Annotated in this window: 33 protein-coding genes; 31 read left to right on the top strand and 2 right to left on the bottom strand. The window is 51.4% G+C overall.

Going from position 1 to position 22,167, the window contains the following annotated elements; translation table 11 throughout:
• On the top strand, window positions 1–250 hold a 250-nt coding region (locus IM295_RS21105), incomplete at its 5' end, for a hypothetical protein (RefSeq protein WP_193067281.1).
• A gap of 478 nt (window positions 251–728) precedes the next feature.
• Here the strand turns inward: IM295_RS21105 and IM295_RS21100 are convergent.
• The gene (locus IM295_RS21100; protein ID WP_095451039.1) at window positions 729–1,448 is read right to left on the bottom strand and encodes a LexA family transcriptional regulator; all 720 of its coding nucleotides are present in this window, start codon (window positions 1,446–1,448) and stop codon (window positions 729–731) included.
• 98 nt (window positions 1,449–1,546) lie between these two features.
• Here IM295_RS21100 and IM295_RS21095 point away from each other — a divergent pair, with 98 nt between their 5' ends.
• The 17 genes from IM295_RS21095 to IM295_RS21015 all read left to right on the top strand — a co-directional run bounded on the left by IM295_RS21095 (window position 1,547) and on the right by IM295_RS21015 (window position 12,938).
• Window positions 1,547–1,765 carry a Cro/CI family transcriptional regulator gene (locus IM295_RS21095; RefSeq protein WP_193034337.1) on the top strand — a complete coding sequence of 73 codons (219 nt, stop codon included), beginning with the start codon at window positions 1,547–1,549 and terminating at the stop codon, window positions 1,763–1,765.
• A gap of 41 nt (window positions 1,766–1,806) precedes the next feature.
• Window positions 1,807–2,277 (top strand): YmfL family putative regulatory protein, encoded by a 471-nt coding sequence (locus tag IM295_RS21090; protein WP_193034338.1) that lies wholly within the window; start codon window positions 1,807–1,809, stop codon window positions 2,275–2,277.
• Between the two features lie 240 nt (window positions 2,278–2,517).
• Window positions 2,518–2,730, top strand: coding sequence for a DUF4222 domain-containing protein (locus tag IM295_RS21085; protein ID WP_126349057.1), 213 nt, complete (start codon window positions 2,518–2,520; stop codon window positions 2,728–2,730).
• Window positions 2,687–3,613: a conserved phage C-terminal domain-containing protein gene (locus IM295_RS21080; RefSeq protein ID WP_193067280.1), complete on the top strand. Its 927-nt coding sequence runs from the start codon at window positions 2,687–2,689 to the stop codon at window positions 3,611–3,613. The genes IM295_RS21085 and IM295_RS21080 overlap by 44 nt, the downstream gene beginning before the upstream one ends.
• Complete coding sequence (locus IM295_RS21075; RefSeq protein WP_193034340.1) at window positions 3,610–4,104, top strand: hypothetical protein; 495 nt, start codon at window positions 3,610–3,612, stop codon at window positions 4,102–4,104. The genes IM295_RS21080 and IM295_RS21075 overlap by 4 nt, the downstream gene beginning before the upstream one ends.
• Window positions 4,104–4,763 (top strand): MT-A70 family methyltransferase, encoded by a 660-nt coding sequence (locus tag IM295_RS21070; protein ID WP_193034341.1) that lies wholly within the window; start codon window positions 4,104–4,106, stop codon window positions 4,761–4,763. The genes IM295_RS21075 and IM295_RS21070 overlap by 1 nt, the downstream gene beginning before the upstream one ends.
• A complete protein-coding gene (locus tag IM295_RS21065) occupies window positions 4,760–5,083 on the top strand; it encodes a LexA family transcriptional regulator (RefSeq protein ID WP_193034342.1) in 324 nt (107 codons plus the stop codon). Before IM295_RS21070 ends, IM295_RS21065 begins: the two co-directional genes overlap by 4 nt.
• Complete coding sequence (locus IM295_RS21060) at window positions 5,080–5,469, top strand: RusA family crossover junction endodeoxyribonuclease (protein WP_193034343.1); 390 nt, start codon at window positions 5,080–5,082, stop codon at window positions 5,467–5,469. The genes IM295_RS21065 and IM295_RS21060 overlap by 4 nt, the downstream gene beginning before the upstream one ends.
• Window positions 5,466–6,455 carry a DUF968 domain-containing protein gene (locus tag IM295_RS21055; protein WP_193034344.1) on the top strand — a complete coding sequence of 330 codons (990 nt, stop codon included), beginning with the start codon at window positions 5,466–5,468 and terminating at the stop codon, window positions 6,453–6,455. Before IM295_RS21060 ends, IM295_RS21055 begins: the two co-directional genes overlap by 4 nt.
• Window positions 6,456–6,468: 13 nt before the next feature.
• Window positions 6,469–7,047 carry a DUF1133 family protein gene (locus IM295_RS21050; protein WP_193034345.1) on the top strand — a complete coding sequence of 193 codons (579 nt, stop codon included), beginning with the start codon at window positions 6,469–6,471 and terminating at the stop codon, window positions 7,045–7,047.
• Between the two features lie 114 nt (window positions 7,048–7,161).
• Window positions 7,162–7,728, top strand: coding sequence for a hypothetical protein (locus IM295_RS21045; protein ID WP_193034346.1), 567 nt, complete (start codon window positions 7,162–7,164; stop codon window positions 7,726–7,728).
• A gap of 126 nt (window positions 7,729–7,854) precedes the next feature.
• Window positions 7,855–8,250 (top strand): phage holin family protein, encoded by a 396-nt coding sequence (locus IM295_RS21040; protein WP_047362851.1) that lies wholly within the window; start codon window positions 7,855–7,857, stop codon window positions 8,248–8,250.
• Window positions 8,237–8,518 (top strand): phage holin family protein, encoded by a 282-nt coding sequence (locus IM295_RS21035; protein ID WP_022648766.1) that lies wholly within the window; start codon window positions 8,237–8,239, stop codon window positions 8,516–8,518. The genes IM295_RS21040 and IM295_RS21035 overlap by 14 nt, the downstream gene beginning before the upstream one ends.
• Window positions 8,518–9,144 carry a glycoside hydrolase family 19 protein gene (locus tag IM295_RS21030; protein WP_193034347.1) on the top strand — a complete coding sequence of 209 codons (627 nt, stop codon included), beginning with the start codon at window positions 8,518–8,520 and terminating at the stop codon, window positions 9,142–9,144. The genes IM295_RS21035 and IM295_RS21030 overlap by 1 nt, the downstream gene beginning before the upstream one ends.
• 7 nt (window positions 9,145–9,151) lie before the next feature.
• Entirely contained in the window at window positions 9,152–9,427 is a 276-nt protein-coding gene (locus IM295_RS21025) for a hypothetical protein (protein WP_045133827.1), read from the top strand.
• 1,481 nt (window positions 9,428–10,908) lie between these two features.
• Entirely contained in the window at window positions 10,909–12,366 is a 1,458-nt protein-coding gene (locus IM295_RS21020; protein ID WP_126349047.1) for a glycosyltransferase family 2 protein, read from the top strand.
• Entirely contained in the window at window positions 12,348–12,938 is a 591-nt protein-coding gene (locus tag IM295_RS21015) for a hypothetical protein (RefSeq protein ID WP_126349046.1), read from the top strand. Before IM295_RS21020 ends, IM295_RS21015 begins: the two co-directional genes overlap by 19 nt.
• Window positions 12,939–12,969: 31 nt before the next feature.
• Here IM295_RS21015 and IM295_RS23155 read toward each other — a convergent pair whose 3' ends face one another.
• The gene (locus IM295_RS23155) at window positions 12,970–13,149 is read right to left on the bottom strand and encodes a hypothetical protein (RefSeq protein WP_072031907.1); all 180 of its coding nucleotides are present in this window, start codon (window positions 13,147–13,149) and stop codon (window positions 12,970–12,972) included.
• 101 nt (window positions 13,150–13,250) lie between these two features.
• Here IM295_RS23155 and IM295_RS21010 point away from each other — a divergent pair, with 101 nt between their 5' ends.
• From IM295_RS21010 to IM295_RS20950, 13 genes are all read left to right on the top strand, one after another.
• Window positions 13,251–13,601, top strand: a complete 351-nt coding sequence (locus IM295_RS21010; protein WP_126349045.1) for an HNH endonuclease — start codon at window positions 13,251–13,253, stop codon at window positions 13,599–13,601.
• Window positions 13,602–13,758: 157 nt separating this feature from the next.
• Window positions 13,759–14,256 (top strand): phage terminase small subunit P27 family, encoded by a 498-nt coding sequence (locus IM295_RS21005; RefSeq protein ID WP_080327451.1) that lies wholly within the window; start codon window positions 13,759–13,761, stop codon window positions 14,254–14,256.
• The gene (locus tag IM295_RS21000) at window positions 14,256–15,992 is read left to right on the top strand and encodes a terminase large subunit (protein ID WP_193034348.1); all 1,737 of its coding nucleotides are present in this window, start codon (window positions 14,256–14,258) and stop codon (window positions 15,990–15,992) included. Before IM295_RS21005 ends, IM295_RS21000 begins: the two co-directional genes overlap by 1 nt.
• Window positions 15,992–17,296 (top strand): phage portal protein, encoded by a 1,305-nt coding sequence (locus IM295_RS20995; RefSeq protein WP_193034349.1) that lies wholly within the window; start codon window positions 15,992–15,994, stop codon window positions 17,294–17,296. Before IM295_RS21000 ends, IM295_RS20995 begins: the two co-directional genes overlap by 1 nt.
• Window positions 17,297–17,309: 13 nt before the next feature.
• Entirely contained in the window at window positions 17,310–18,158 is an 849-nt protein-coding gene (locus IM295_RS20990; protein WP_193034350.1) for a head maturation protease, ClpP-related, read from the top strand.
• 9 nt (window positions 18,159–18,167) lie between these two features.
• Window positions 18,168–19,379 carry a phage major capsid protein gene (locus tag IM295_RS20985; protein WP_045326826.1) on the top strand — a complete coding sequence of 404 codons (1,212 nt, stop codon included), beginning with the start codon at window positions 18,168–18,170 and terminating at the stop codon, window positions 19,377–19,379.
• A 42-nt stretch (window positions 19,380–19,421) separates the two neighbouring features.
• Window positions 19,422–19,748: a head-tail connector protein gene (locus IM295_RS20980; protein WP_046091696.1), complete on the top strand. Its 327-nt coding sequence runs from the start codon at window positions 19,422–19,424 to the stop codon at window positions 19,746–19,748.
• A gap of 9 nt (window positions 19,749–19,757) precedes the next feature.
• A complete protein-coding gene (locus tag IM295_RS20975; protein ID WP_100170059.1) occupies window positions 19,758–20,096 on the top strand; it encodes a phage head closure protein in 339 nt (112 codons plus the stop codon).
• Window positions 20,093–20,542: an HK97-gp10 family putative phage morphogenesis protein gene (locus IM295_RS20970; RefSeq protein ID WP_016063565.1), complete on the top strand. Its 450-nt coding sequence runs from the start codon at window positions 20,093–20,095 to the stop codon at window positions 20,540–20,542. The genes IM295_RS20975 and IM295_RS20970 overlap by 4 nt, the downstream gene beginning before the upstream one ends.
• Entirely contained in the window at window positions 20,539–20,886 is a 348-nt protein-coding gene (locus IM295_RS20965; RefSeq protein WP_046887301.1) for a DUF3168 domain-containing protein, read from the top strand. Before IM295_RS20970 ends, IM295_RS20965 begins: the two co-directional genes overlap by 4 nt.
• 53 nt (window positions 20,887–20,939) lie before the next feature.
• Entirely contained in the window at window positions 20,940–21,410 is a 471-nt protein-coding gene (locus IM295_RS20960) for a phage tail tube protein (protein ID WP_193034351.1), read from the top strand.
• A gap of 54 nt (window positions 21,411–21,464) precedes the next feature.
• Window positions 21,465–21,866, top strand: a complete 402-nt coding sequence (locus tag IM295_RS20955) for a phage tail assembly chaperone (RefSeq protein ID WP_059290925.1) — start codon at window positions 21,465–21,467, stop codon at window positions 21,864–21,866.
• 23 nt (window positions 21,867–21,889) lie between these two features.
• Complete coding sequence (locus tag IM295_RS20950; RefSeq protein WP_000050396.1) at window positions 21,890–22,153, top strand: DUF4035 domain-containing protein; 264 nt, start codon at window positions 21,890–21,892, stop codon at window positions 22,151–22,153.
• Window positions 22,154–22,167 lie beyond the last annotated feature (14 nt).

Below are 22,167 nucleotides of genomic sequence, written 5' to 3'. Positions count from 1 at the left end.
ATCAAGGGTTAAAACCTTTTTACCTGAGATGAAAAAACATCGAAGTGTTATTTTTTGTTTCTTTTTAGCTATTCCTGGTTTAACTTACGCTTATGCAGATGATCAAGCTGGGTTTATTTTGAAAGGAATTGATACGTTCATTATTTCATCTAAAGTAGATTGTGAGCAAAAACAAGGGGAAAAATTCAGATATATTTCTACTATATCCGATAAAACAATTGCACTTTCTCTTTTTGATGGTTCAATTTGAATACACTCATCTGCGATTGCAGAAAGAAGGTAAAATTAATTACTCGACTATTCCACCTTCCCAGGTCTCATACAGCATGTAATAGCTAATGTGTAACAGTTTTACAGTGAGATTTTTAAAGAGCTAAGCATCCAATGGGTGCTTTTTTAATACCTGAAATTATACTTGTCTCTTACAAGGCAACACTTATCGCCACGCTGTTGAAAGGCTTCTAGCTTTCGTACGCGCTTGGCTTGATCAGTCCGGCTACAAGCTGGAACTGTCTTGCAAGGAATCCCCGGATCGCTGCGGCACTTGTGCTATATGCCGTTCTGCTAACCTAGCGATGGTCTTAAACATCATCACCCCGGCGCATAACGAGTATCACCAATAGTAATTAGATGGTCAACACCTGTAGTGATAAAAATATCACGAGTAATGTTAACTTTATGATTCGTAAGGTGAAAAAAGATGAAAAAATAAGGAGCCGATTGGCTCCTTATTTGAAGATGGTTTCAGGCCATTGGGCCTTGACGACCTTGCCAATTATCCTGCAATTCTCATTACATTCAATGGCCTGATAGCGAGGGCTTGGATTGAGAGGTTCGAGCCAGGGTTTACCGTCTTCACGAACAAATTTTTTAAAAGTAACCTCTGAATCGTTGAATATACCAGCAACACAGAAATCACCAGGCTCAACGTCCTGTTCTGGATCTATGAGTATAAGCATTCCCTCAGGAAAGCTTGGCTTTACTCCAGGAGGCGCAGTCATTGAATGGCCTGATACCTCAAGCCAAAAGGCAGAATCACTGGCTTTAACAGTGGTTGAAACCCATTCCTTCGCGTCGCGTTCTGTGTATGAATTAACAGGGCAAAATGAGCCCGCCTGCACTTCGGTTAACAGCGGGTACTCATATACAGAGGAATGATTCCTTCCGTTCGCAATCGCCTCAAACATAGCTGATATCTCAGCTGCAAGGGATGGACTGAAATCATCGACTTTTACTCCGAGAATTTTAGCGAACTGTGCGGCATGAGTAGCGTTGATAGCATTTGTGCCATTCAGTAACTGAGCGATACCACTTTGTCCCATACCCATTTGCTCAGCCAAAGTCTCCTGTGAGAGCCCAAGCGCTTTTTTCTTGGACTCAAAGATAGCTTTTAGCCTGTTGGCGTCGGCGATTTGTTCGGCGGTCAATGGTTTCTTTTTCATTCTCATAATTTATCACCGCACGGCATAATCACCAATCACCGCTAGTGTTGACTTGTTTATCACTAACAGTGATACTCTTTATATGTAAACCACGAGGAAAACCAATGAAGATTATTCCGCTCTCTGAATATGTTTTGGAAAACGGGCAGGCTAAAACCGCTGAGGCTCTTGGGGTATACCAAAGCGCCATAAGTAAAGCCATCAAGCGTAATCGCCGGGTAAATATCCTGATAAACGAAGACGGGAAAATTGAAGCCGAGGAAGTCCGACCATTCCCTAACAAAAACAAACCTGCTGATCCTGACGTTGCCGTAACACCGTAACCCAGCAATCAGCATCACGTAACTACCAAAGGAAAAACAACATGGTAGAACCAAGCCTGAAAGAAGTAGTTAAAGCGATGTGTAAAGCGTACTCGGGTGGCCGTGAGGCTATGGCCGGTGCTCTTGGCATGTCACTAACGCAGTTCAATAACAACCTGTACGAGAAGAACGGCTGTCGCTTCTTCGAAGTGAACGAGCTGGAAGCAATGGAAGACATTTCAAACACATCTCTCCTGGCTGATTACTTCGCTCAACGACGCGGCGCTTTGCTGGTGGACGTTCCCCAGATGGAAGACCTCGATCGCGTAGACCTTTTTACCCGTGCCATGAGAACTGCAGCAGCACGCGGACAGGTTGATCAGATTATCCAGAAGGCTCTGGAAGACGGAGTGATTGAACCACATGAAGCTGAAGAGATTCACGAACATCACCGCCGTCACCTGGCTGCGCGTGAAGAAGAAATCCGCGCGATTGTCGCGCTGTTTAGCCGTAAGCAAAGCCAAAAAAAGTGACGCCCGCGAGTGTGCAGCTCCGGGCGTCTTGGCGTGTCGTATTCAGTGGAGAAACTAACGCATGAACAGTTTAAACCGATTGAGACCAGCGAAGCAATTCAGATGCCTTCCACTGGTGGGAAAAGATTCCCCGTTCGGCTATGTGGAGAGATTAAACGACCAGGCTGGTGCGAACAACTACCAGCCTGATAACGCGATGGTAGAGGCTTTTGCTCAGATGAACGAGAAGGGGCGTGAGGAATGGCTGAAGTTAACCGGCGATTCAAAGACCACTACGGGGTCCCGGTCCGTGTCATCAGATGGGAGCCACAGACTCGACGCGTTATATACCTTCGCGAAGGGTACGATCATGAGTGCTTCAGCCCTCTTGAGCAATTCCAGCGTAAATTTACAGAGTTAAAGGACGACCATGAGCCTGTTGATGCCATCCCGGCCAATAGTGATAAATCCTGACCTTGCGTACAGCATTGGCCTGAACGAGGCCATTGCGTTGCAGCAGGTTAACTACTGGCTTAAAGAAACCACCTCCGGACTGGAGCGTGACGGCGTGCGCTGGATTTACAACACCAACGAGCAATGGCTGGAGCAGTTCCCGTTCTGGTCTGAGTCTACGCTGAAGCGCACATTCACCCGCCTGAAGAACCTCGGCGTGCTCAAAGTTGAACAGTTGAACAAGTCTCAGCGCGACATGACGAACTACTACACGATCAACTACGAAAGTGAGCTTTTAGATGAGGTCAAAGTGACCAAATCGAAGAGTTCAAAATGCACTATTCCATCAGGTCAAAATGAACCGATGGAAGAGGTCAAAGTGGAACGTTCCATCGGTTCAAAACGAACCGCTCTCATCAGGTCAAAATGGACTGATGTTCTTACAGAGAATACAACAGAGAATACTACAGATATTAAAAACCCTATTTGTCCGGTTGCGGCGCAACCAGACGGTGATGTGTTGATCACCGATCAGGCTAAACAGGTTTTGGTTCACCTGAACCGGGTGACTAACTCCAAATACCAGGTATCAAAAAACTCCCTGCAAAACATCAGAGCCAGAATTGGGGAAGGATTCACCGTCGAAGAGCTCTCACTCGTCGTTGACTACTGCAACGCCAAGTGGAGCGAAGATCTAACGATGTCCGCATACCTCCGTCCACAGACGCTTTTCCAGCCTACCAAGTTCCCTGGCTACCTGAAGTCCGCGAACAGCTGGGCAAATGCCGGGAGACCAGCACGAGTTAACGGGAAATGGGTTCGCGAAGATGATGTGTTTAAAACCAGCTTCAAAACCACTGATTGCAGCAAGACACCAGCGGGTTTCAGGGGGATAAACTCATGAGCTTTCTCAAAACAATTCAGCTGTTCGTGGCCAACAACCCTGGACTGACGAACAAAGAGATCGCTGCAGCACTCCCGGAGTATGCCTTGCACAGTGTTCAGCGTGCTGTATGTCGCCTTGTCATGCTTAATCGTGCTGAGCGCAAAGGCGAACGTCACAACTTTCGTTACTACGCTAAAGCGCCGGAAGGTCCTATTGGGCCTATCACCCCACGTATGCCGGTTGAGAGAGCAGAAGTAATTCCTGAGCCAAAGCAGGAAGCCGCACCAAACCCGGCAGTCATTGCGATGATGGCAAAGGCTAAAGAGTTATCTGACAAGGGACTTTATCAGCGTGCTGCTACCGTTCTGATGGAAGCATTCACTCGATCAAAGAACGAAACTTTGCGAGCCAAAATTCTCAAGGAGCGTAAGCGCTGCCTGAGTATGGTGCCGAGGGTTAAAACCACCGGTGATGGCTGGTGTTTGGCTGGCAGGGCGAGGAACGTCTGATGAAATACTCACTGATTTACGCTGACCCAGCCTGGGAATATGGCAACACCGTCAGCAATGGCGCTGCTACAAATCATTACGGCAAGATGAAGCTGATCGACATGAAGCGCCTTCCTGTGTGGGAGCTTGCTGCAGATGATGCTGTTCTGGCGATGTGGTTAACCGGGACGCACACCCGTGAAGCCATTGAGCTGGCTGAAGCCTGGGGCTTTAAGGTCCGAACGATGAAGGGCTTCACATGGGTGAAGTTCAACTCTCTGGCAGAGCAGCATATCAACAAAGCGCTTCAGGCTGGTGGAGTAGAGGATTTTTACGACTTCCTCGACCTGCTTAACGAGCAGACCCGCATGAACGGCGGCAACTACACCCGAGCCAATACCGAAGACATGCTGATCGCCACCAGGGGGTATGGACTCGAACGCCAGTGCGCCAGCATCAAGCAGGTGATTTACAGCCCACTTGGTGATCACAGCCAAAAGCCCGCAGAGGCGCGTTTCCGTCTGGAAAAACTCTACGGTGACGTTCCGCGCATTGAACTCTTCAGCCGTTGCGGTGCTCATGGCTGGGACCATTGGGGGAATCAGTCAGAATCACCGGCTGTTGAGCTTATTCCGGCAGTGGCCGTTCTAGTGGGAAAACCGGAGGAGCATGCAGCATGAGAGCAGAGTTAACGTCGCGTCAGAGTGAAGTGCTGGATGCCATAGTGCTCTACAAGGAAAGAACTGGATTCCCGCCGACTATGCTGGAGCTTGCCGGGTTAATTGGCTGCGCATCACCGAACGCTGCAGCTGAGCACGTAAAGTCACTCAACAAAAAGGGTTACATCTCGATTGCTCCTGGCGCTGCCAGGGGGATCACCGTCGTCAAAACGGAAGGGGATACTGATCCTGTAACAATAATAAAAGACCTGCTTTCTGGTGGAGAACAGGCCAGAGATAACGCGATTGAATGGCTGAAAAAACAGGGAGTGACTTTATGAAACTAGTGCTCCCGTTCCCGCCGAGCGTAAACACGTACTGGCGATCCCCTAACAAGGGGCCGTTAAAAGGCCGCCATCTTATCAGCGAGAAAGGCAGGGCATATCAGAGTGCTGCATGTGCGGCGATTATGGAACAGTTGCGTTGCCTTCCAAAACCATCATCGTCACCAGCTGCGGTGGAAATCCTTCTCTTTCCGCCAGATGCACGCCGCCGCGACATTGACAATTACAACAAGGCTTTGTTTGACGCGCTTACTCACGCTGGCATCTGGGAGGATGACAGCCAAGTGCAGAGAATGCTGGTGGAGTGGGGACCGAAAGTGCATGGAGGAAGGGTAGAAATATCTATAACCAAGCATCAAACTGCAATGGAGGTAATTAGGTGAGAGCCATACTGACACCTGAAGTTGCGCCAATGTCCGGGGTGGTGCTGTTCCGCCCAGGTAATGAATTGCTGTGGCTGTTCCGTCGTGGCCGTGTGGTGATTGAAACGCCTTCCGAAGCAGTCCAGCACTTGCCTTCTGGACTGATCCCCGAAGCACACCAGCCACTGACAGATGATGTTAGTATGCAGGCGCTTTTTCAGAACGAGCGGGTAATTCAGCGCGCTGGTGGACTTAGTAGCCTTGATGCCTGGCTGGAGCGTAAATTCGAATGTCAGTGGCCCCATAATGACTGGCATTCGAAGGACTTTACGTTGATGCGTCACGCGCCCGGAAGCATTCGCCTTTGCTGGGGCTGTGATAACCAGTTGCGTGAACAAACTACTGAAAGACTGGCAGGAATTGCCATGCAGAACCTGGTAAAATGGCTGCTCGAAAGGGTGAATATTATGCTGGGCTTTGGCGCAGACCATACCCTGACGCTGCCGGAGTTCTGCTGGTGGATGGTACGTAACGATCTTGCTGACCTTATTCCTGAATCAGTGGCTAACCAGGCGCTCAGGATTAAGCCTGAATCGCACAGTTCAGTGATGCGGGAAAGCGACATTGTGCCGTCATTACAGGCGACTGAAATCCTCCAGGAGAAAGTTAAGAAGATAGTCTCGGTGAAGGTCGATCCTGAATCACCTGAATCTTTCATGCTGAGGCCAAAGCGCCGCCGCTGGGAGAACGATAAGTACACCCGCTGGGTGAAGTCGCAGCAGTGCAGTTGCTGCAATAACCCGGCAGACGACCCCCACCACCTGATAGGCCACGGGCAGGGTGGAATGGGAACCAAAGCGCATGACCTGTTTGTGATACCGCTGTGCAGAGCGCATCACGACGAGTTGCACGCTGATCCTGTGGCATTTGAAGCGAAATACGGCGACCAGTTGGTGCTGTTATTTCGGTTTTTAGATCGTGCGCTGCAAATCGGCGTATTGGCGTAAGTGGAGACGCAAGATGATCAATCCTTCAGAAGTTGGCAAATCCGGCGAGATGGTTCGCCTTCGCACTCTCGAAAGCATCTGGGTACAGGGTAAGCTCCGCATGTGGGGCCGCTGGTCATACATCGGTGGTGGTTCCTGCGGCAACATGTTCAACCAGCTGCTGGCATCGGGGAAAATCACTAAGACCGCAATCAACGATGCGCTTCGCCGCATGAAGAAATCCGGCATCACTAAACCTGAGCTGGAAGCATACCTGCGCGAAATCCTCGACAGCAAAAACAAAAGCGGCCTGGCGTTCTGCTCGGATGAAGAGGGTCTGAAGGTGGATGGTGTTATTGCTTCGGTCCTGATGAATGATGAATACCGTGGGTTGTATGGCGTAATCGTTGACCGTCACCGGCTGCGTAAGAGCAAACTGCAGATGGCCAACGAGCTGAATGCAAAACACCCTGACTGGACACTTATCACATGCCGCCGCCGAATCGACACATGGGTAAGTTTGGCAGAATCGATCCTGTACGCTCCATTATGTGATGCGTTTGGCACAAATAGCGACAGATTTAAGTTGCAGAGTGAGCAAGAAAGTGCTTAAATTGTGTTAGGCTCGGGACAGTAAAGCGTACTGAGCAACAGAACAAAACATAAGCCCGCCATCAGTGCGGGTTTTTAATTTTTCAGATATCATCCCTTAAAAAAAGGGGATGCTATGAAGAAATATCTTTATCTGACTAAACCGGAATGGGTTTTCCCTTGGATCAGAGGCGGGGTTGTTCCTCTGTTTCAGGCCAGCACTTATCTTTCTGACGAAAGAGATGGTGTTATGACCCCAGACGAGAATTTAATTGATACATCTACGCATGACATAAAATCGCTTGGTGGTCTCATACAAGTTGAAGGTGGCGCAACTGCGGTAATTACTGATTCATTCTTTGATGGCGTCTTTTATCCTGGAACAATGATGTTCCATAGAAACAAAGAAGACGGATTAGTGCTGTGCCTTGCCAACTCAAAAAGCGCTGAAATTGCAAGAAGGCTTGGTAAGCGCGCATGTGTTGAGATAAGCAATGTTGAACATTTAAAGCGCTACCTTGATAGGCAGTTGGGCATTGAAAGTGTTATGCGAGCATGTGAGTACACTGATGGCCACAACCGAAACCACTTTTTAAAATCCTCTCTTGATTCCTGGCAGGATGAGTTCAGAATTTTCTGGCCTGAAGCAAAATCAACACGTGTTTCAATACCATCAGGTATGGCGAAAAAAGTTAAAATTTGAATGTTTGAAAAGTAATAAAAATAAAATTGGCTAAGAGCCGCTTTTTAAATCACAGGCCACCCACCAAGGGTGGCTTTTTTGTTTCCCCTCGTTCTGAGAGGACTCACGGCAATAAGAGGGGGCTCAATGTCCGATCCTGTTTCTGGCACTACGGTAGTTGCTGGTGGTTTGATGGGGGCCAGCATCTTCGGTCTGGCAACCGGCATAGATTACGGTGTGGTGTTTGGCGCATTCGCTGGTGCGGTGTTCTACGTCGCTACGGCGGTTAATATCAGCCGCCTTAAGCTGGTAGGCTACTTCATCACCTCATTCATCTTCGGCGTTATCGGCGCGCCACTGCTTGGCTCTTACTTCTCCAAATGGACGGGGTATAGCGACAGGCCACTTGATGCGCTGGGCGCGGTAATCGTAGCCGCTATTGCTATTAAGCTGCTGACGTTCGTCAACAGTCAGGATTTGGGTAGCCTGTTTGGAATTCTCTCACGTTTACGTGGTGGAGGGGCCAGCAATGGTAACAAGTGATCCGAGTGCGATGGCAAACGCAATTATATCTGCTGTTATCGTTATTGCACTGATGTTCTACCAGCGCGGCGGGGCGAGACATCGCCCTCTGATATCGCTGATGGCTTATTTCACGGTGCTGGTATACGCCAGCGTCCCTTTCCGTTACCTGTTCGGCCTGTACCATGAATCGCACTGGTTCGTGGTGCTGGTGAACGTCCTGATATGCGCCGCCGTGCTCTGGGCTCGGGGAAACGTGGCGCGCCTGGTTGACGCACTGAGGCACTAATGAACCAATCACAATTTCAAAAGGCGGCTGGGCTAAGCGCCGAGTTAGCTGCGCGATGGTTTCAGCCAGTCAGTGATGCAATGAAAGAGTTCGGCATCACCAAGCCGGTAGACCAGGCCATGTTCATTGCTCAGGCAGGACATGAGTCGTTAGGTTTCACCCGACTACAGGAAAACTTCAACTACAGCGTAGTGGGGTTGGCAAGCTTCATTCGAGCAGGACGCATCACACAAGACCAAGCTAATACGCTTGGCCGTCGACCTGAAGAACGAGCATTACCGATTGAGCGCCAGCGTGCCATTGCAAACCTGGTCTACAGTAAACGCTACGGTAACAATGCGCCTGGTGATGGATGGAAATACCGAGGGCGTGGACTCATCGGCATCACGTTCCTGGATAACTATCGTGACTGCGGAAATGCCCTGAAGGTAGATTTGGTTCAACAGCCTGAGCTATTAGCAGAGCCCATTTATGCAGCCAGAAGCGCGGCGTGGTTCTTCGCCACTAAGGGATGCTTGAAGTACTCCGGCGACCTGATGCAGGTGACGAAGATTATCAACGGCGGAACGAACGGACTGGAAGATCGTCGCGCTCGCTTCGGTCAGGCCAAAACGGTACTGGTGTGAGGTTGATATGGGATTAGAAACAATCGTCGGTATCGCTGCCCTGATAATGGCGGCTATCGCAGGTGCCTTTGGTATTGGTCACTCACGCGGTACCAGCAAAGCGGAAGCAAAAGCTGACCAGCAGCGCACCGAAGAAAAGGCCGCAGCAACTGAAGCAGTAGCCGAACGCCGGGTAGAAGCAACGAAAGAGGCCAGCAATGTACAGCAGACTGTTAACCGCATGCCTGATGACGATGTTGATCGCGAGCTGCGTGACACGTGGAAGCGTCCCGGTGGTGGTTGATACAGCCTGTGACTGGGTAAAACCAATCTACCTTACTGATCACGACATTGACGTTATGGACCGCCAGACAAAGAGGGACATCCTTGCGCATAACAAAGCGTGGGAAGCAAATTGCGAGAAAAATTGAGCCTCATCCCTGAGGTTCGGACACAGTCTCTCCTCTGGACTTAAACCTTAGCAAATAATGAGGATTCCATTATACGAATGGACAATTTTTTGAGTCAGATGATTAATTTGCAGGGAGAAGCTTGAACAAATAAGGGTGGCTCATCCTTGAGCACACGGGTAGTCCTGAACGACGACTTCACCTGACATAGCAAAGCCTGTGTAAGAGTTTAGAAAACAATGAGTATTTATCAAGGCGGGAAAGGAAAAAAGTCCCTTCCGATATTAAATCCTGCAATTCGGAAGGGAGACCAAAGAAGTCATCATTACAAGGAGAATGTAAATGTAGTCCATTTCTTAAAAATATAAATGAGCATTAAATAAATAACTCAAAAGGACTAAAGCGTGCTCTTTTCTAATGCCAATGGGTATGCGGAATGAATGATTAGCGAAGAAACTAAACAAAGCTCACAACTTTATTTTATCTGTCAGCTACATTTAAATGGCACGAGTGATTCGATATCTATGCCATACAGATGAATCCCCCTGAGCGGAGGGGCAACCAGTCACTGCTGGACGTAACGTTGCGGGTTTGCAGGGTTAAGCAAATCCACCGGGAGGCACCCGGCATCTGAATGCTTGACTAAAGGAATAGGTTAAACATCGAACTGAGTGTGAAGTAATACCTACTTACTGCAAGACCCAGCCAGTTCTGTCCGAGCTGGCTTTTTTTTGGAAAAAAAGCCCTCTCAGGGAGGGCTATAGAAGTCTCAGTTTCGTTGCTCTTTTTTATTGATGTTCCCCGGAGTTGGCATTCTCCGCATCAGAGTCATGTGTAGCCTGGCAGCCAGGCAGATAATAACAAGCGTAAGCGTGGGGAATTAAGAATTTCCTTAGATATATACAGTGAATTGGTGACTAGAGACAATGAAGCAGTAAAACGGGTTGACCGCAGCCTAAAGGCAATGCAGCAGTCATGATGCTGCCCCGAGTCGCGTAATGGCGAGCAGGTATAGCAGACCGATGTGAGGGTAAATAAGGGAACATGCTCCGGTAAAGCAGCACGAACGCCATACGCGCACCGGTTATAAGCGGCGATGAAGCGACAGCAACTCAAGGGCATGAGCGTGGCCACTCCGGGTAGTGGCAGCCATTACAAAGCCCACCTGCTGGTGGGCTTGATAATGGTTATCCCCACAAGCGGATAAGGCAACCATTATCCCCTACACGGTATAAATCGGCCTCGCACCTGCGGGGCTTTTTAATGCGCATCGCACGCGCACATCGAAGAAAGTCTTTCAGCTGTGAGCTTGGGCAAACCGTTAACTTTCGGCGGCTTTGCCGTGCGACAGGCTCACGCCTAAAAGGAAAATCAAATGCAGGTCACTATTGATGGTGTCCCGTACGCACCTGCCTGCGAAATTGCATCGCAGATTGGCATTGCAATAACGACACACCAGCGCGCCGACGTTCTGAAAAGAGCTATCGAACAGCACATGAAGCACCTGCCAGCTGGTGCGCTGGTGGTGGTTGTGGATGATGGTTCGAAACCTGCATCTGTAGTTCCCCACGGCGTGCATCTGCTTCGCCATGAAACATCACTCGGTATTGTTGCTTCGAAGAACGCCAGCTTGTCAGCCCTGATGGATGCCGGGTGCGAGCATCTGTTTTTATGGGATGATGACGCCTGGCCTATCGTTGACAACTGGCACCTCCCTTACATCGAATCACCTGAACCGCACCTCGCTTACCAGTTTCTGGATCTGGCAGGGCGCAATAAGCTGAACGACATGGCGGAACTGTACCGTGATGATAAGCATGTTGCCTACACCGGGCAGCGCGGCGTGATGCTTTACTACCACCGCAGCGCCATTGAGAAGGTTGGCGGGTTCGATGAGGTGTATGGCCGGGGCATGTATGAGCATCCTGATCTGGCGCTTCGCATTCACAACGCTGGTTTAACGTCGTGGGCGTTCGCTGATGTAGTTGGCTCTGAAAAGCTGATTCACTCAATGGACGAGTACGAAGAAGGCGCGCGCAGCATTCCGAGGCCAGAACGTGAAGCGCTCGATAAAAAGAACGCTGTGATTTACGGGCAGCGCCGGGATTCAGGATATACAGGCTATGCCGAATATAGATCTCAGCGCGACGTGGTAATCACAACGTTGCTTACCAGCCAGCCAGACCCACAGCGCGGTATGAAAATGGCGGCCGCACCTGACATGCTGACCAGGTGGGCTTCCTCGCTTCGGAACTGTGGCCGTATCGCGCTGGTGGATGAACTTCAGACGGCACCGGCAGACGTTGAGGTGTATCGCGTTCCTGACGTGAAGATGAATGTCTACTTCCGGCGCTGGCTGCATATCTGGCAGCACCTGCGCGATCATCCTGAATACCGGTTCGTCTGGTGTACCGATGGTACCGATGTCGAAATGCTTCGCGCGCCATGGGATGAAATGCAGGCTGGGAATGTTTACGTCGGTTCTGAACCGAAGACCTACGCCGACACGTGGGCAAAGCAGAATCATCCTGAGCGTATCTATCAGGAGTTCATTGAAGCGCACCGCAATAATGTGATGCTTAACGCTGGTCTGCTGGGTGGCAGCCGCGCTGATGTAATGGCGTTCGCTCACGGCATCATCCGTCTTTACTACCGGATCGAGAGTTATCGCTTCTGGAAGAAGGAGCAGTCTGGCGCTGCGGTGGGTGACATGCTGGCGTTCGGTATTATCGCTCATTCATTCGCAGGAAAGGTGATTACGGGACCTCATGTGCACACCGTTTTCAAAACTGATGGGATCGGTAAGGAGGCCGCATGGTGGAAACACAAGTGAAGTATGTTGTGGTTGGCCATCACTCTCGCATAGGTCATGCGCAACGTCTTGCCGCGCTGCTGGAAGCTAAGCTGTTTATTGATGACGGTCACCACGGCGCGAACTGGAATCATCGTCGCGCTATCGAATGGGCTGCTGAGCAATCTTGCCGGGTAGTGGTGCTGGAAGACGATGCGCTGCCTGTTTCAGATTTTACTGAACGGGTTGGCGAATGGCTTAATAGTTTTCCGGAATCCCTGGTGAGTTTTTACTTGGGAACTGGCCGCCCACCTCAGTATCAAATGCAGATAGCTGAACGGCTGATTGTTGCGGATAAGACTCAGGCTGACTACATCACACTGCCGCGGCTGATACACGGCGTTTGTTATAGCGTACCCCCTCAGCATATTGAACGAGTCCTTTCTCGATGGGACAGCAGCAAGCCTGCTGATTATGCCGTTGGTGATGCTTATGGCGGCGCAGTAGTTTATCCGTGTTACTCGCTGGTGGATCATGCTGATGGTGTGCCTGTTGAGCGTCACCCTGATTCAGCGCAACGAATAGAACGCCGCCGAGCGTGGCGAATAGCCTGAAAAACCGGCCAATTGGCCGGTTTAATTAGTTTTATCTTTTGCTGTCTGGAGTCCGTTTAACTGGTACCCATGTTGCACCAGGTTTAGAAGTTGGTGGTGCAGTATGGTTATCAGGAATGGTTGTGTAGTTATCGGTTTGGCCGCCACGCGGACCGCGTTCACGATATACGCCGCCATCGCGTCCACTAGACTGGCCAGGTTTCAAACCCATAAATACCTCCACGATATAAGCCACAAAAGTGTGGCAAATACACTTTGCAGGAAGATTCACCGTTTTCAACGTGGCGATGACTCAATTTTTAAGGAGTGTTAATGCCATCACAAATACCAAGGGCATGCCGCAAGCGTGGCTGCCCTGGCACAACCACCGACCGCTCAGGTTTTTGTCCCAAACACCTTAATGAAGGCTGGCAGCAGCATCAGCGAGGACAGAGCAGACATCAGAGAGGTTATGGCAGCAAGTGGGACAGGCTGCGCCCAATCGTTCTCGACAGGGATAAGCACCTTTGTCAGGAATGCCTGCGAAATGGAAGGTATACACCCGCTGAGACGATAGACCACATCACCGCCAAAGCAAATGGGGGTACCGATGACCTGTCCAACCTCGAAAGCCTCTGCAAGCCCTGCCACAGGGCGAAGACAGCGGTTGAAAGATTTAAATGACAAGGGTTCTCATTTGAATCTACCAAGGGGGAGGGCGGGTTGAAAGTTCAGGAATGACGCGCCAAAGGACCGCCGCCTAACCTCTTTTCACATCGCCGCAGGTTAGAAAACTTTTTTATGGGGTCCCCCACTCGATGATTAATAGGAGTTTTCGATTATGTCTGGACCACCGAAAACCCCGACCCATCTACGTTTGGTGAGGGGTAACCCATCAAAACGCCCGATTAATGAAAACGAACCAAAGCCAACTCCAGGGGTACCCCCAACGCCGAAGCATTTCGACAAGCAGGGGAAATACTGGTTCAGGCGTATGGCTGAAGAGCTCGATGCGCTTGGCGTCATGTCGCAGCTGGACGCGAGAGCGCTTGAGCTTCTGGTTGAGGTTTACACCGAGTACCGGCATCACTGCGATACGCTGGAGAGAGAAGGCTACACCTACGCCGTTTATAGCGACGAAGAGCCAGACGAAGGCAAAGAGCGAGAGATTCGCATGATCAAGGCTCACCCGGCCGCCATTATGAAAGCTGATGCCTGGAAACGTCTGCGCGCCATGCTCGGTGAGTTCGGCATGACGCCAGCCAGCCGCTCTAAAGTGAATGCAAAAGGTCCTGATGCGGTTGATCCGCTGGCCGAGTTTATGAAAGCGAGGGATTAATGGCTAAGGTTGCAGAAGGCATCCGCTACGCCGAGAGGGTGGTGGCGGGGGAAATTATTGCCTGTGAGTTTGTGCGTCTTGCCTGTCAGCGTTTTCTTGACGATCTGGCACACGGCGAAGAGCGCGGAATTTTTTTTAGTGAGCCCCGCGCGCAGCACATCCTGAATTTCTATAAGTTTGTGCCTCACGTAAAGGGCGCGCTGGCAGGCCAGCCTATTGAGCTGATGGACTGGCATGTTTTCATCCTGATTAATATTTTTGGTTTTGTTATCCCGCTGGTTAACGAAGAAACGGGAGAAACCGTCCTGCGTAACGACGGCAGCGGTCGGCCGGTGATGGTTCGGCGCTTCCGTACTGCAGATGTTGAGGTGGCCCGTAAAAATGCCAAATCAACTCTTTGCTCTGGCGTTGGGCTGTATATGGCTGGGGCAGACGGCGAGGGCGGTGCGGAGGTTTATTCCGCCGCTACCACCCGTGACCAGGCGAGAATTGTTTTTGAAGATGCGAAGAATATGGTCAAGAAGGCGAAAGCCACTCTTGGGCGGCTCTTCGAATTCAACAAACTCGCCATCTACCAGGAGCAGACGGCCTCCAAATTCGAGCCATTATCATCAGATGCGAACAACCTCGACGGCCTGAACATCCACTGCGCCATAGTCGACGAGCTGCATGCGCATAAAACCCGTGATGTATGGGACGTTCTGGAGACGGCAACCGGCGCGCGCCTGCAGTCGTTGCTTTTCGGCATTACCACAGCGGGCTTCAACAAAGAGGGTATCTGCTACGAACTGCGTGATTACGCCATCAAGGTGCTGCGTGGACTGGTAAAAGACGATACGTTTTTTGCAATCATCTACACCTTAGATGAAGGTGACGATCCCTTTGATGAAAAAGTCTGGCAGAAGGCGAATCCGGGGCTGGGTATCTGTAAGCGCTGGGATGACCTGCGCCGCCTGGCTAAAAAGGCGAAAGAGCAGGTTTCGGCTAGGATTAACTTTTTCACCAAACACATGAATATCTGGGTTACCGCTGAGTCTGCCTGGATGGACATGATGAAATGGGAAAAATGCGAGTTTATCGCCCCGCAGCACGAACTTAAAACCTATCCCTCCTGGGTGGGCGTTGACCTTTCAAACAAAATTGATATCTGTGCAGCCGCTAAAGTCTGGCGCGCGCCAGGTGGCCACGTTCATGCGGATTTTAAATTCTGGCTTCCGGAAGGGCGCCTTGAGAAATGTTCACGCCAGATGGCAGAGCTCTATCGTAAGTGGGCCGAGATGGACAAGCTGATCCTTACCGACGGGGATGTAATCGACCATGCTCAGATTAAGGAAGAGCTGCAGGTGTGGGTTGCTGGCGAGAGTCTGAAAGAAATTGGCTTCGATCCTTGGAGTGCGACGCAGTTCAGCCTTGCGCTGGCAGAAGAAGGGCTGCCACTGGTGGAAGTACCTCAGACGGTTCGCAATTTCTCTGAGGCGATGAAAGAGGTCGAAGCACTGGTATACGGTGGCCGCTTCCATCACAGCGATCACCCGGTAATGAACTGGATGATGTCCAACGTAACCGTCAAACCTGACCGGAACGAGAACATTTTCCCGAACAAGTCCACACCAGAGGCCAAGATTGATGGCCCGGCGGCATTGTTCACAGCAATGAGCCGCGTTCTGGTTAACGGTGGCAACGACCAGCAGGATCTCTCCGGATTCTTCAATAATCCCATCATGGTAGGTTTCTGATGAAAAAAAACAAACAGCCAGGCAGGGTGAAAAGCGCTCTGCTTAACTGGCTTGGTGTGCCTATCAGCCTGACTACCGGCACGTTCTGGGAGGAATGGTTTGGCACCAGCAGCAGCGGAAAGGTGGTCACGGCCGATAAAGCCATCCAGCTATCGGCTGTATGGGCATGCGTAAGGCTGTTAAGCGAGTCTATTTCAACCCTTCCGCTGAAAATATACGTTAGACAGCCTGACGGTTCGCGTAAAGCGGCAACCGACCACCCGGCTTATTCTGTACTGTGTCGTCGTCCCAATTCAGAAATGACTCCATCACGCTTTATGTTGATGGTGGTAGCCAGTATTTGCCTGCGCGGGAACGCCTTCATTGAGAAGAAATTCATCGCGAATCGCCTGGTTTCGCTGGTGCCTTTGCTGCCGCAGAACATGGTGGTTAAACGTCTTACTACCGGAGCGCTGGAATACAAATACACTGAAAACGGTAACGAGCGCGTCATTCCCGTCAAAAACATCATGCACATTCGCGGATTCGGTCTGGATGGCGTTTGCGGCATGATGCCGATGAAAACGGGCCGGGATGTGATCGGTGCCGCGATGGCTGTTGAAGAATCTGCGGCAAAGATATTTGAACAGGGGCTTCAGAGTTCAGGTTTTCTCTCCGCTGAAAATGCTCTCAGTGATGAACAACGTGAAAGGCTTCGCAGCTACATGGCTGCATTTACCGGCTCTAAAAATGCCGGAAAGATAATGGTACTTGAAGGCGGGTTAAAGTATCAGGGCGTCACCATGAACCCTGAAGATGCCCAGATGCTGGAAAGCCGTTCTTTCAGTATTGAGGAAATTTGTCGCTGGTTTCGCGTGCCTCCTTTCATGGTCGGTCATACCACGAAACAAAGCAGCTGGGCATCAAGCCTGGAAGGTATGAACCTGCAGTTTCTGACTCATACACTTCGACCGCTGCTGGTGAATATTGAGCAGGAAATTGGCCGGTGCTTACTCGACAGCGATGACGAAGTGTTTGCAGAATTCTCTGTTGAAGGTCTACTGCGAGCCGATAGTGCAGGTCGCGCGGCATACTATACCAGCGCGCTTCAAAATGGCTGGATGTCCCGTAATGACGTTCGTCGTCTTGAGAACATGCCGCCAATTGAAGGTGGCGATATTTACACCGTTCAGCTCAACCTGACGCAACTGAAAAACCTCGAAAGCAGCAACCCTGCTGTTCAGGCACTGGCCCTGCGAGAGCTGCATAACCAAGTATTCCCCGATATTTCCTTTGAACAATCTCCGCTGAAACAGGCCGCTTAGGAGCACTTTCCTGATGAGCAAAAAACAACTTCCGGTAGCACCGGCGGGTCGCCCCTGCGCGCGCGTTACCTGTGAAACATTACCGTCCGCACTGGACCGCTGGGACGGCGGGATCAAAGCGGCTGCCACCGACGATAACAGCATTTCTGTTTTTGATGTTATCGGGCAGGACTACTGGGGCGAAGGGGTAACAGCTAAACGTATTGCCGGTGCGCTTCGGGCGATGAACGGCACCGACGTCACGGTGAATATCAACTCACCTGGCGGGGACATGTTCGAAGGTCTGGCTATTTATAACCTGCTCCGCGAATACGAAGGCCGAGTAACGGTGAAGGTGCTGGGCATTGCCGCCAGCGCCGCCTCGATAATTGCGATGGCCGGGGATGATATTCAGATTGGCCGCGGTGCCTTCCTGATGATCCACAACTGCTGGGTCTACGCGATGGGAAACCGTCATGATTTTGCAGAACTGACACAGTCACTGGAACCCTTCGATACCGCTATGGCTGACATCTACGCGGCGCGCTCCGGCCTTGATATGGCCGCTGTGCAGAAGCTGATGGACGCGGAAAGCTATATCGGTGGCAGTGATGCTGTGGCGAAGGGACTGGCAGACAGCTTGCTTTCTGCAGATGCGGTCAGCGACGGCGACGAATCGCCTGCAGCCGCGCTTCGCAAACTTGATGCATTGCTGGCCAAGACCAACACCCCGCGCTCTGAGCGCAGAAAACTCATTAAAGCCTTATCCGGTGGCATGCCTGGCGCTGTCACCACCAACGACGGTACGCCGGGCGCTGCCGAAGACATCAAACCTGAAACCATCAATTCACTTGAAAACGCCCTGGCGGCGCTAGTCAAATAAGGACCCTTTATGTCTGAAGTAAACGATATTCTGAAAAAAGTCACTGCCAGCATTGAAGAGGCAACCGGCAAGTTCAACGCGAAAGCAGAAGACGCACTCAAAGAGGCGCAGAAGTCAGGCAGGCTGTCAGAAGAAACAAAGGCTGCCGTTGATAAAATGGCTTCTGAGTTCAATGCGCTTCGTGAAGCTGAAAAAACGCTGAAGGCCGCTATGGGCGAACTGGAGCAACATGTTGCCCAGATGCCGCTGGCAAACGCGAAACAGGTTGTCGAATCCGTTGGCCACCAGGTGATTTCCGCTGAAGCCCTCAAAACCTTTGCGTCCAGCGTGGAAGGCGGTAAACGCATCAGCATCCCGGTTAAGGCCGCCCTGACTTCGGTGGATGTGCCTGATGGTGTTGTGGAGCCACAGCGCCTGCCGGGTATTGATACGGCACCGAAACAGCGCCTGTTCATTCGCGATCTGATTGCTCCAGGACGTACATCCTCCTCAGCTATTTTCTGGGTGCAGCAGACAGGCTTTACCAATAACGCGAAAGTGGTTCCTGAAAATACGCAGAAACCATACAGCGAAATTGAGTTCACGCCGAAAATCACTGGTGTCAGCACTATCGCCCACTTGTTCAAAGCCTCAAAGCAGATTCTGGATGACTTCGCACAGTTGCAGTCCACCGTTGATGCCGAAATGCGCTACGGGCTGAAGTATGCAGAAGAGCAGGAAATTCTTTTCGGTGATGGTACCGGCGTTCATCTGCATGGCATCGTTCCTCAGGCATCCGCTTTTAATCCGGCGTTCACTGTCGAACAGCAGAGCGGGATTGATGATCTGCGTCTGGCAATGTTGCAGGCGCAGCTGGCGCGCTTCCCTGCATCCGGTCACGTTCTTCACTTCATTGATTGGGCGCGGATCGAGCTGACAAAAGACAGTCTTGGCCGTTACATCCTGGCTAACCCTGCAGCGCTGACTGGTCCTACTCTGTGGGGTCTGCCGGTTGTTGCAACGGAAGCGGCAGCCTTCCAGGGTAAATTCCTGACCGGTGCATTCAACGCTGGCGCGCAAATCTTCGACCGCGAAGATGCGAACGTGGTGATCTCCACGGAGAACGCCGACGACTTCGAGAAAAACATGATCACCATCCGTTGCGAAGAACGTCTGGCGCTGGCTGTGAAACGCCCTGAGGCGTTCGTGTACGGTTCATTCAGCACCGGCGCGGGGAGCTGATAAATATTGCGGCCTTCGGGCCGCTTTTTTTGGGGCAAACAAATGCTTGATCAGAATGTGGTGAAACAGCATTGCCGCATTGATACCGACTTTACGGGTGATGATGCTCTGCTGGAGATTTACACAGGTGCGGCGGCGCGTTACGTCCAGACATGGACAAGGCGAACGCTCTATGAAAATCAAAGCTCCCCTGGCTACGCAGACGACCCGGACCCGATTCTACTGAATGATGATGTTAAGGCGGCAATGCTACTGTTGATTGGTCACTGGTATGCAAACCGAGAGGCTGTAAACATCGGAAATATTACATCAGCGGTACCTTTCGCCGTAGAAGCTCTACTGCAGCCATACCGAATTTACGGGGTATAGGAGGACTTTATGCAGGCCGGAAGACTGAGAGACAGGGTGCTGGTTCAGAACATAACAACATCCAGAGATCCTTCTGGCCAGCCTGTTGAAACATGGCATGACGGCGCAGAAACCTGGGCAGAAGTAAAGGGCATTAGTGGGCGCGAGTTGGTAGCCGCTGGTGCTGAAACCGCAGTCGCCACTATCAGGGTATGGACACGATTTCGTAGCGATATAACTGCTGCGTCCAGACTCAGGGTTATGACTGGCGCGTTCAAGGGGGCCATTTTGAATATCATTGGTCCGCCAATCCCTGACTCTCGCGGTATTCAGCTCGAAATTCTTTGCAAACAGGGTACCGAAAAATGATTGAGACGAGCCTTGATTTTTCCGGGCTGAATGACATCGCAAAGGATCTGGAAGCGCTTAGCCGCGCTGAAAACAACAAGGTTCTGCGTGATGCCACGCGAGCCGGTGCCGAAGTGCTTAAGGAAGAAGTGATCGCCCGAGCTCCTGTGCGTACCGGGAAACTGAAAAAAAACGTGGTGGTGGTGACCCAAAAAAGCCGACGCCGCGGGGAAATTTCTTCCGGTGTCCACATTCGTGGTGTTAACCCGCGCACCGGGAACAGCGATAACACGATGAAGGCGAATAACCCGAGAAACGCCTTTTACTGGCGATTCGTCGAAATGGGTACCGTTAACATGCCGCCGCACCCTTTCATTCGTCCCGCGTTCGATGTACGCCAGGAGCAGGCGACGGAGGTCGCGATCAGGCGCATGAACCAGGCCATTGACGAGGCATTAAGCAAATGACGGAAGACGATCTCTATCCTCTGCTTGAGTCGCTGGCCGGAGGGCAGGTCTATCCCTATGTTGCCCCACTCGGCAGTGACGGGAAGCCTTCAGTCTCGCCGCCCTGGGTAATTTTCTCAATTATTACCGACGTGGCCGCAGACGTTCTTTGCGGTCAGGCTGAATCTGCCGTTTCTGTGCAGGTTGATGTCTATTCCAGCACCATCGCTGAAGCGCGCACGATCAGGAATATGGCGCTTGATGCTCTGCAGGTGCTGAAGCCGGAAAGCATTGTGAAAACGCCGGGCTATGAGCCTGATCTGCGCTATCACCGGGCGACACTTGAATTTCAGGTAACCGTTTAACCTTACCCACCATAACAGACCGCTTCGGCGGTCTTTTTTTAACTGGAGAAACCATGACCAGTAAGTATGAAGTCACGAAGGGGATGACCTTTGCCGTCTCCGACGCACCCGTAACCGCTGATGATTTTAATTCACCAACTTTCCCGGGGGCTGGCATTACCTGGCTGGAAGCGGCCTGTGCAACGAAGGAGATCACCTTCACCGGCGGCCAGAAAGGGGATATCGACGTCACCACGCTTTGTTCAACCGAACAGGAGCAAACCAATGGCCTTGCCGCGCCTGCTGAAATGAGCATTACCCGTAACTGGGTTGGCGATGAAGCAGCACAGGAGGCACTGCAGACCGCTTACGAAAATGACGAACTGCGCGCGCTGCGCGTGGTATTCCCGTCTGGCAACGGTTTCTACGTACTGGTGGAGGTACGCCAGAGCTCATGGTCTGCTGCAACCTCTTCCGTTGTTGGCGCAACCTATTCTCTGCGTGTACGCGGCAAACCTAAACGCATCCACGCGTCTGGTTCCTGAGCGGCTTCGGCCGCTTTTTTTATCCCTCCGATCATGTAACAAGAGAAAAATGAAATGCAGCAAAAAACATCACAGAATTCATTACGCAACGTGGCGCTTACAGCATCGAAAGCCTATCGCACCAAAGAAGGTATCACGGTCCCTGAATGGGATGGCGCAAAGGTAACGCTGCGTGAACCCTCTGGCGATGCCTGGGTGAAATTCCGGGAGATCGTTAATCCCCAGCTCGCCGAGGGCGAAGAGGCACCGACGCTGACGGAGGCGGAAAAGTTTCTGCGTAACAAAGAGGCTGATGTGGTTCTGTTTATTGACGTTCTGCTTGATGAAAACGGCGAGCGAGTATTCAGCGATGAGGATCAGGAGCAGGTATCTAAAATTTATGGTCCTGTGCACTCCCGCCTGCTGGCTCAGGCCCTCAACCTCGGCATGAGCCAAGAAGAAGCGGGAAAGCCGTAAAGCAGCCGCTGACCTTCTTCCTGATGTCGCTGGCGCTCCGGTTGGGGCGCACTCTCCACGAACTGCGCCAGACCATGACCGCCAGCGAGCTCAAAATGTGGATCGAGTTCGACCGCATCAGTCCGATTGGTGACTGGCGCGCCGATGCTCAGGCGGCGCAGATCTCCGTTGCAATGCTGAACTCTCAGGGCGGGAAATTCACCATTCCTGACGTGATGCTGAAATGGGGTGAGCAGGAAGAAGGCGCTGAAGTCTCTGAACTTGAAGAATGGATGTCCAGTCTTTGATGCCCGCGGCTGCG

It is taken from the genome of Enterobacter cloacae complex sp. P14RS, from assembly GCF_014895895.1.
Lineage (GTDB): Bacteria > Pseudomonadota > Gammaproteobacteria > Enterobacterales > Enterobacteriaceae > Enterobacter > Enterobacter bugandensis.
The sequence above is the reverse complement of the archived record's forward strand: the minus strand, read 5'-3'. Positions and strand labels throughout refer to the sequence as shown.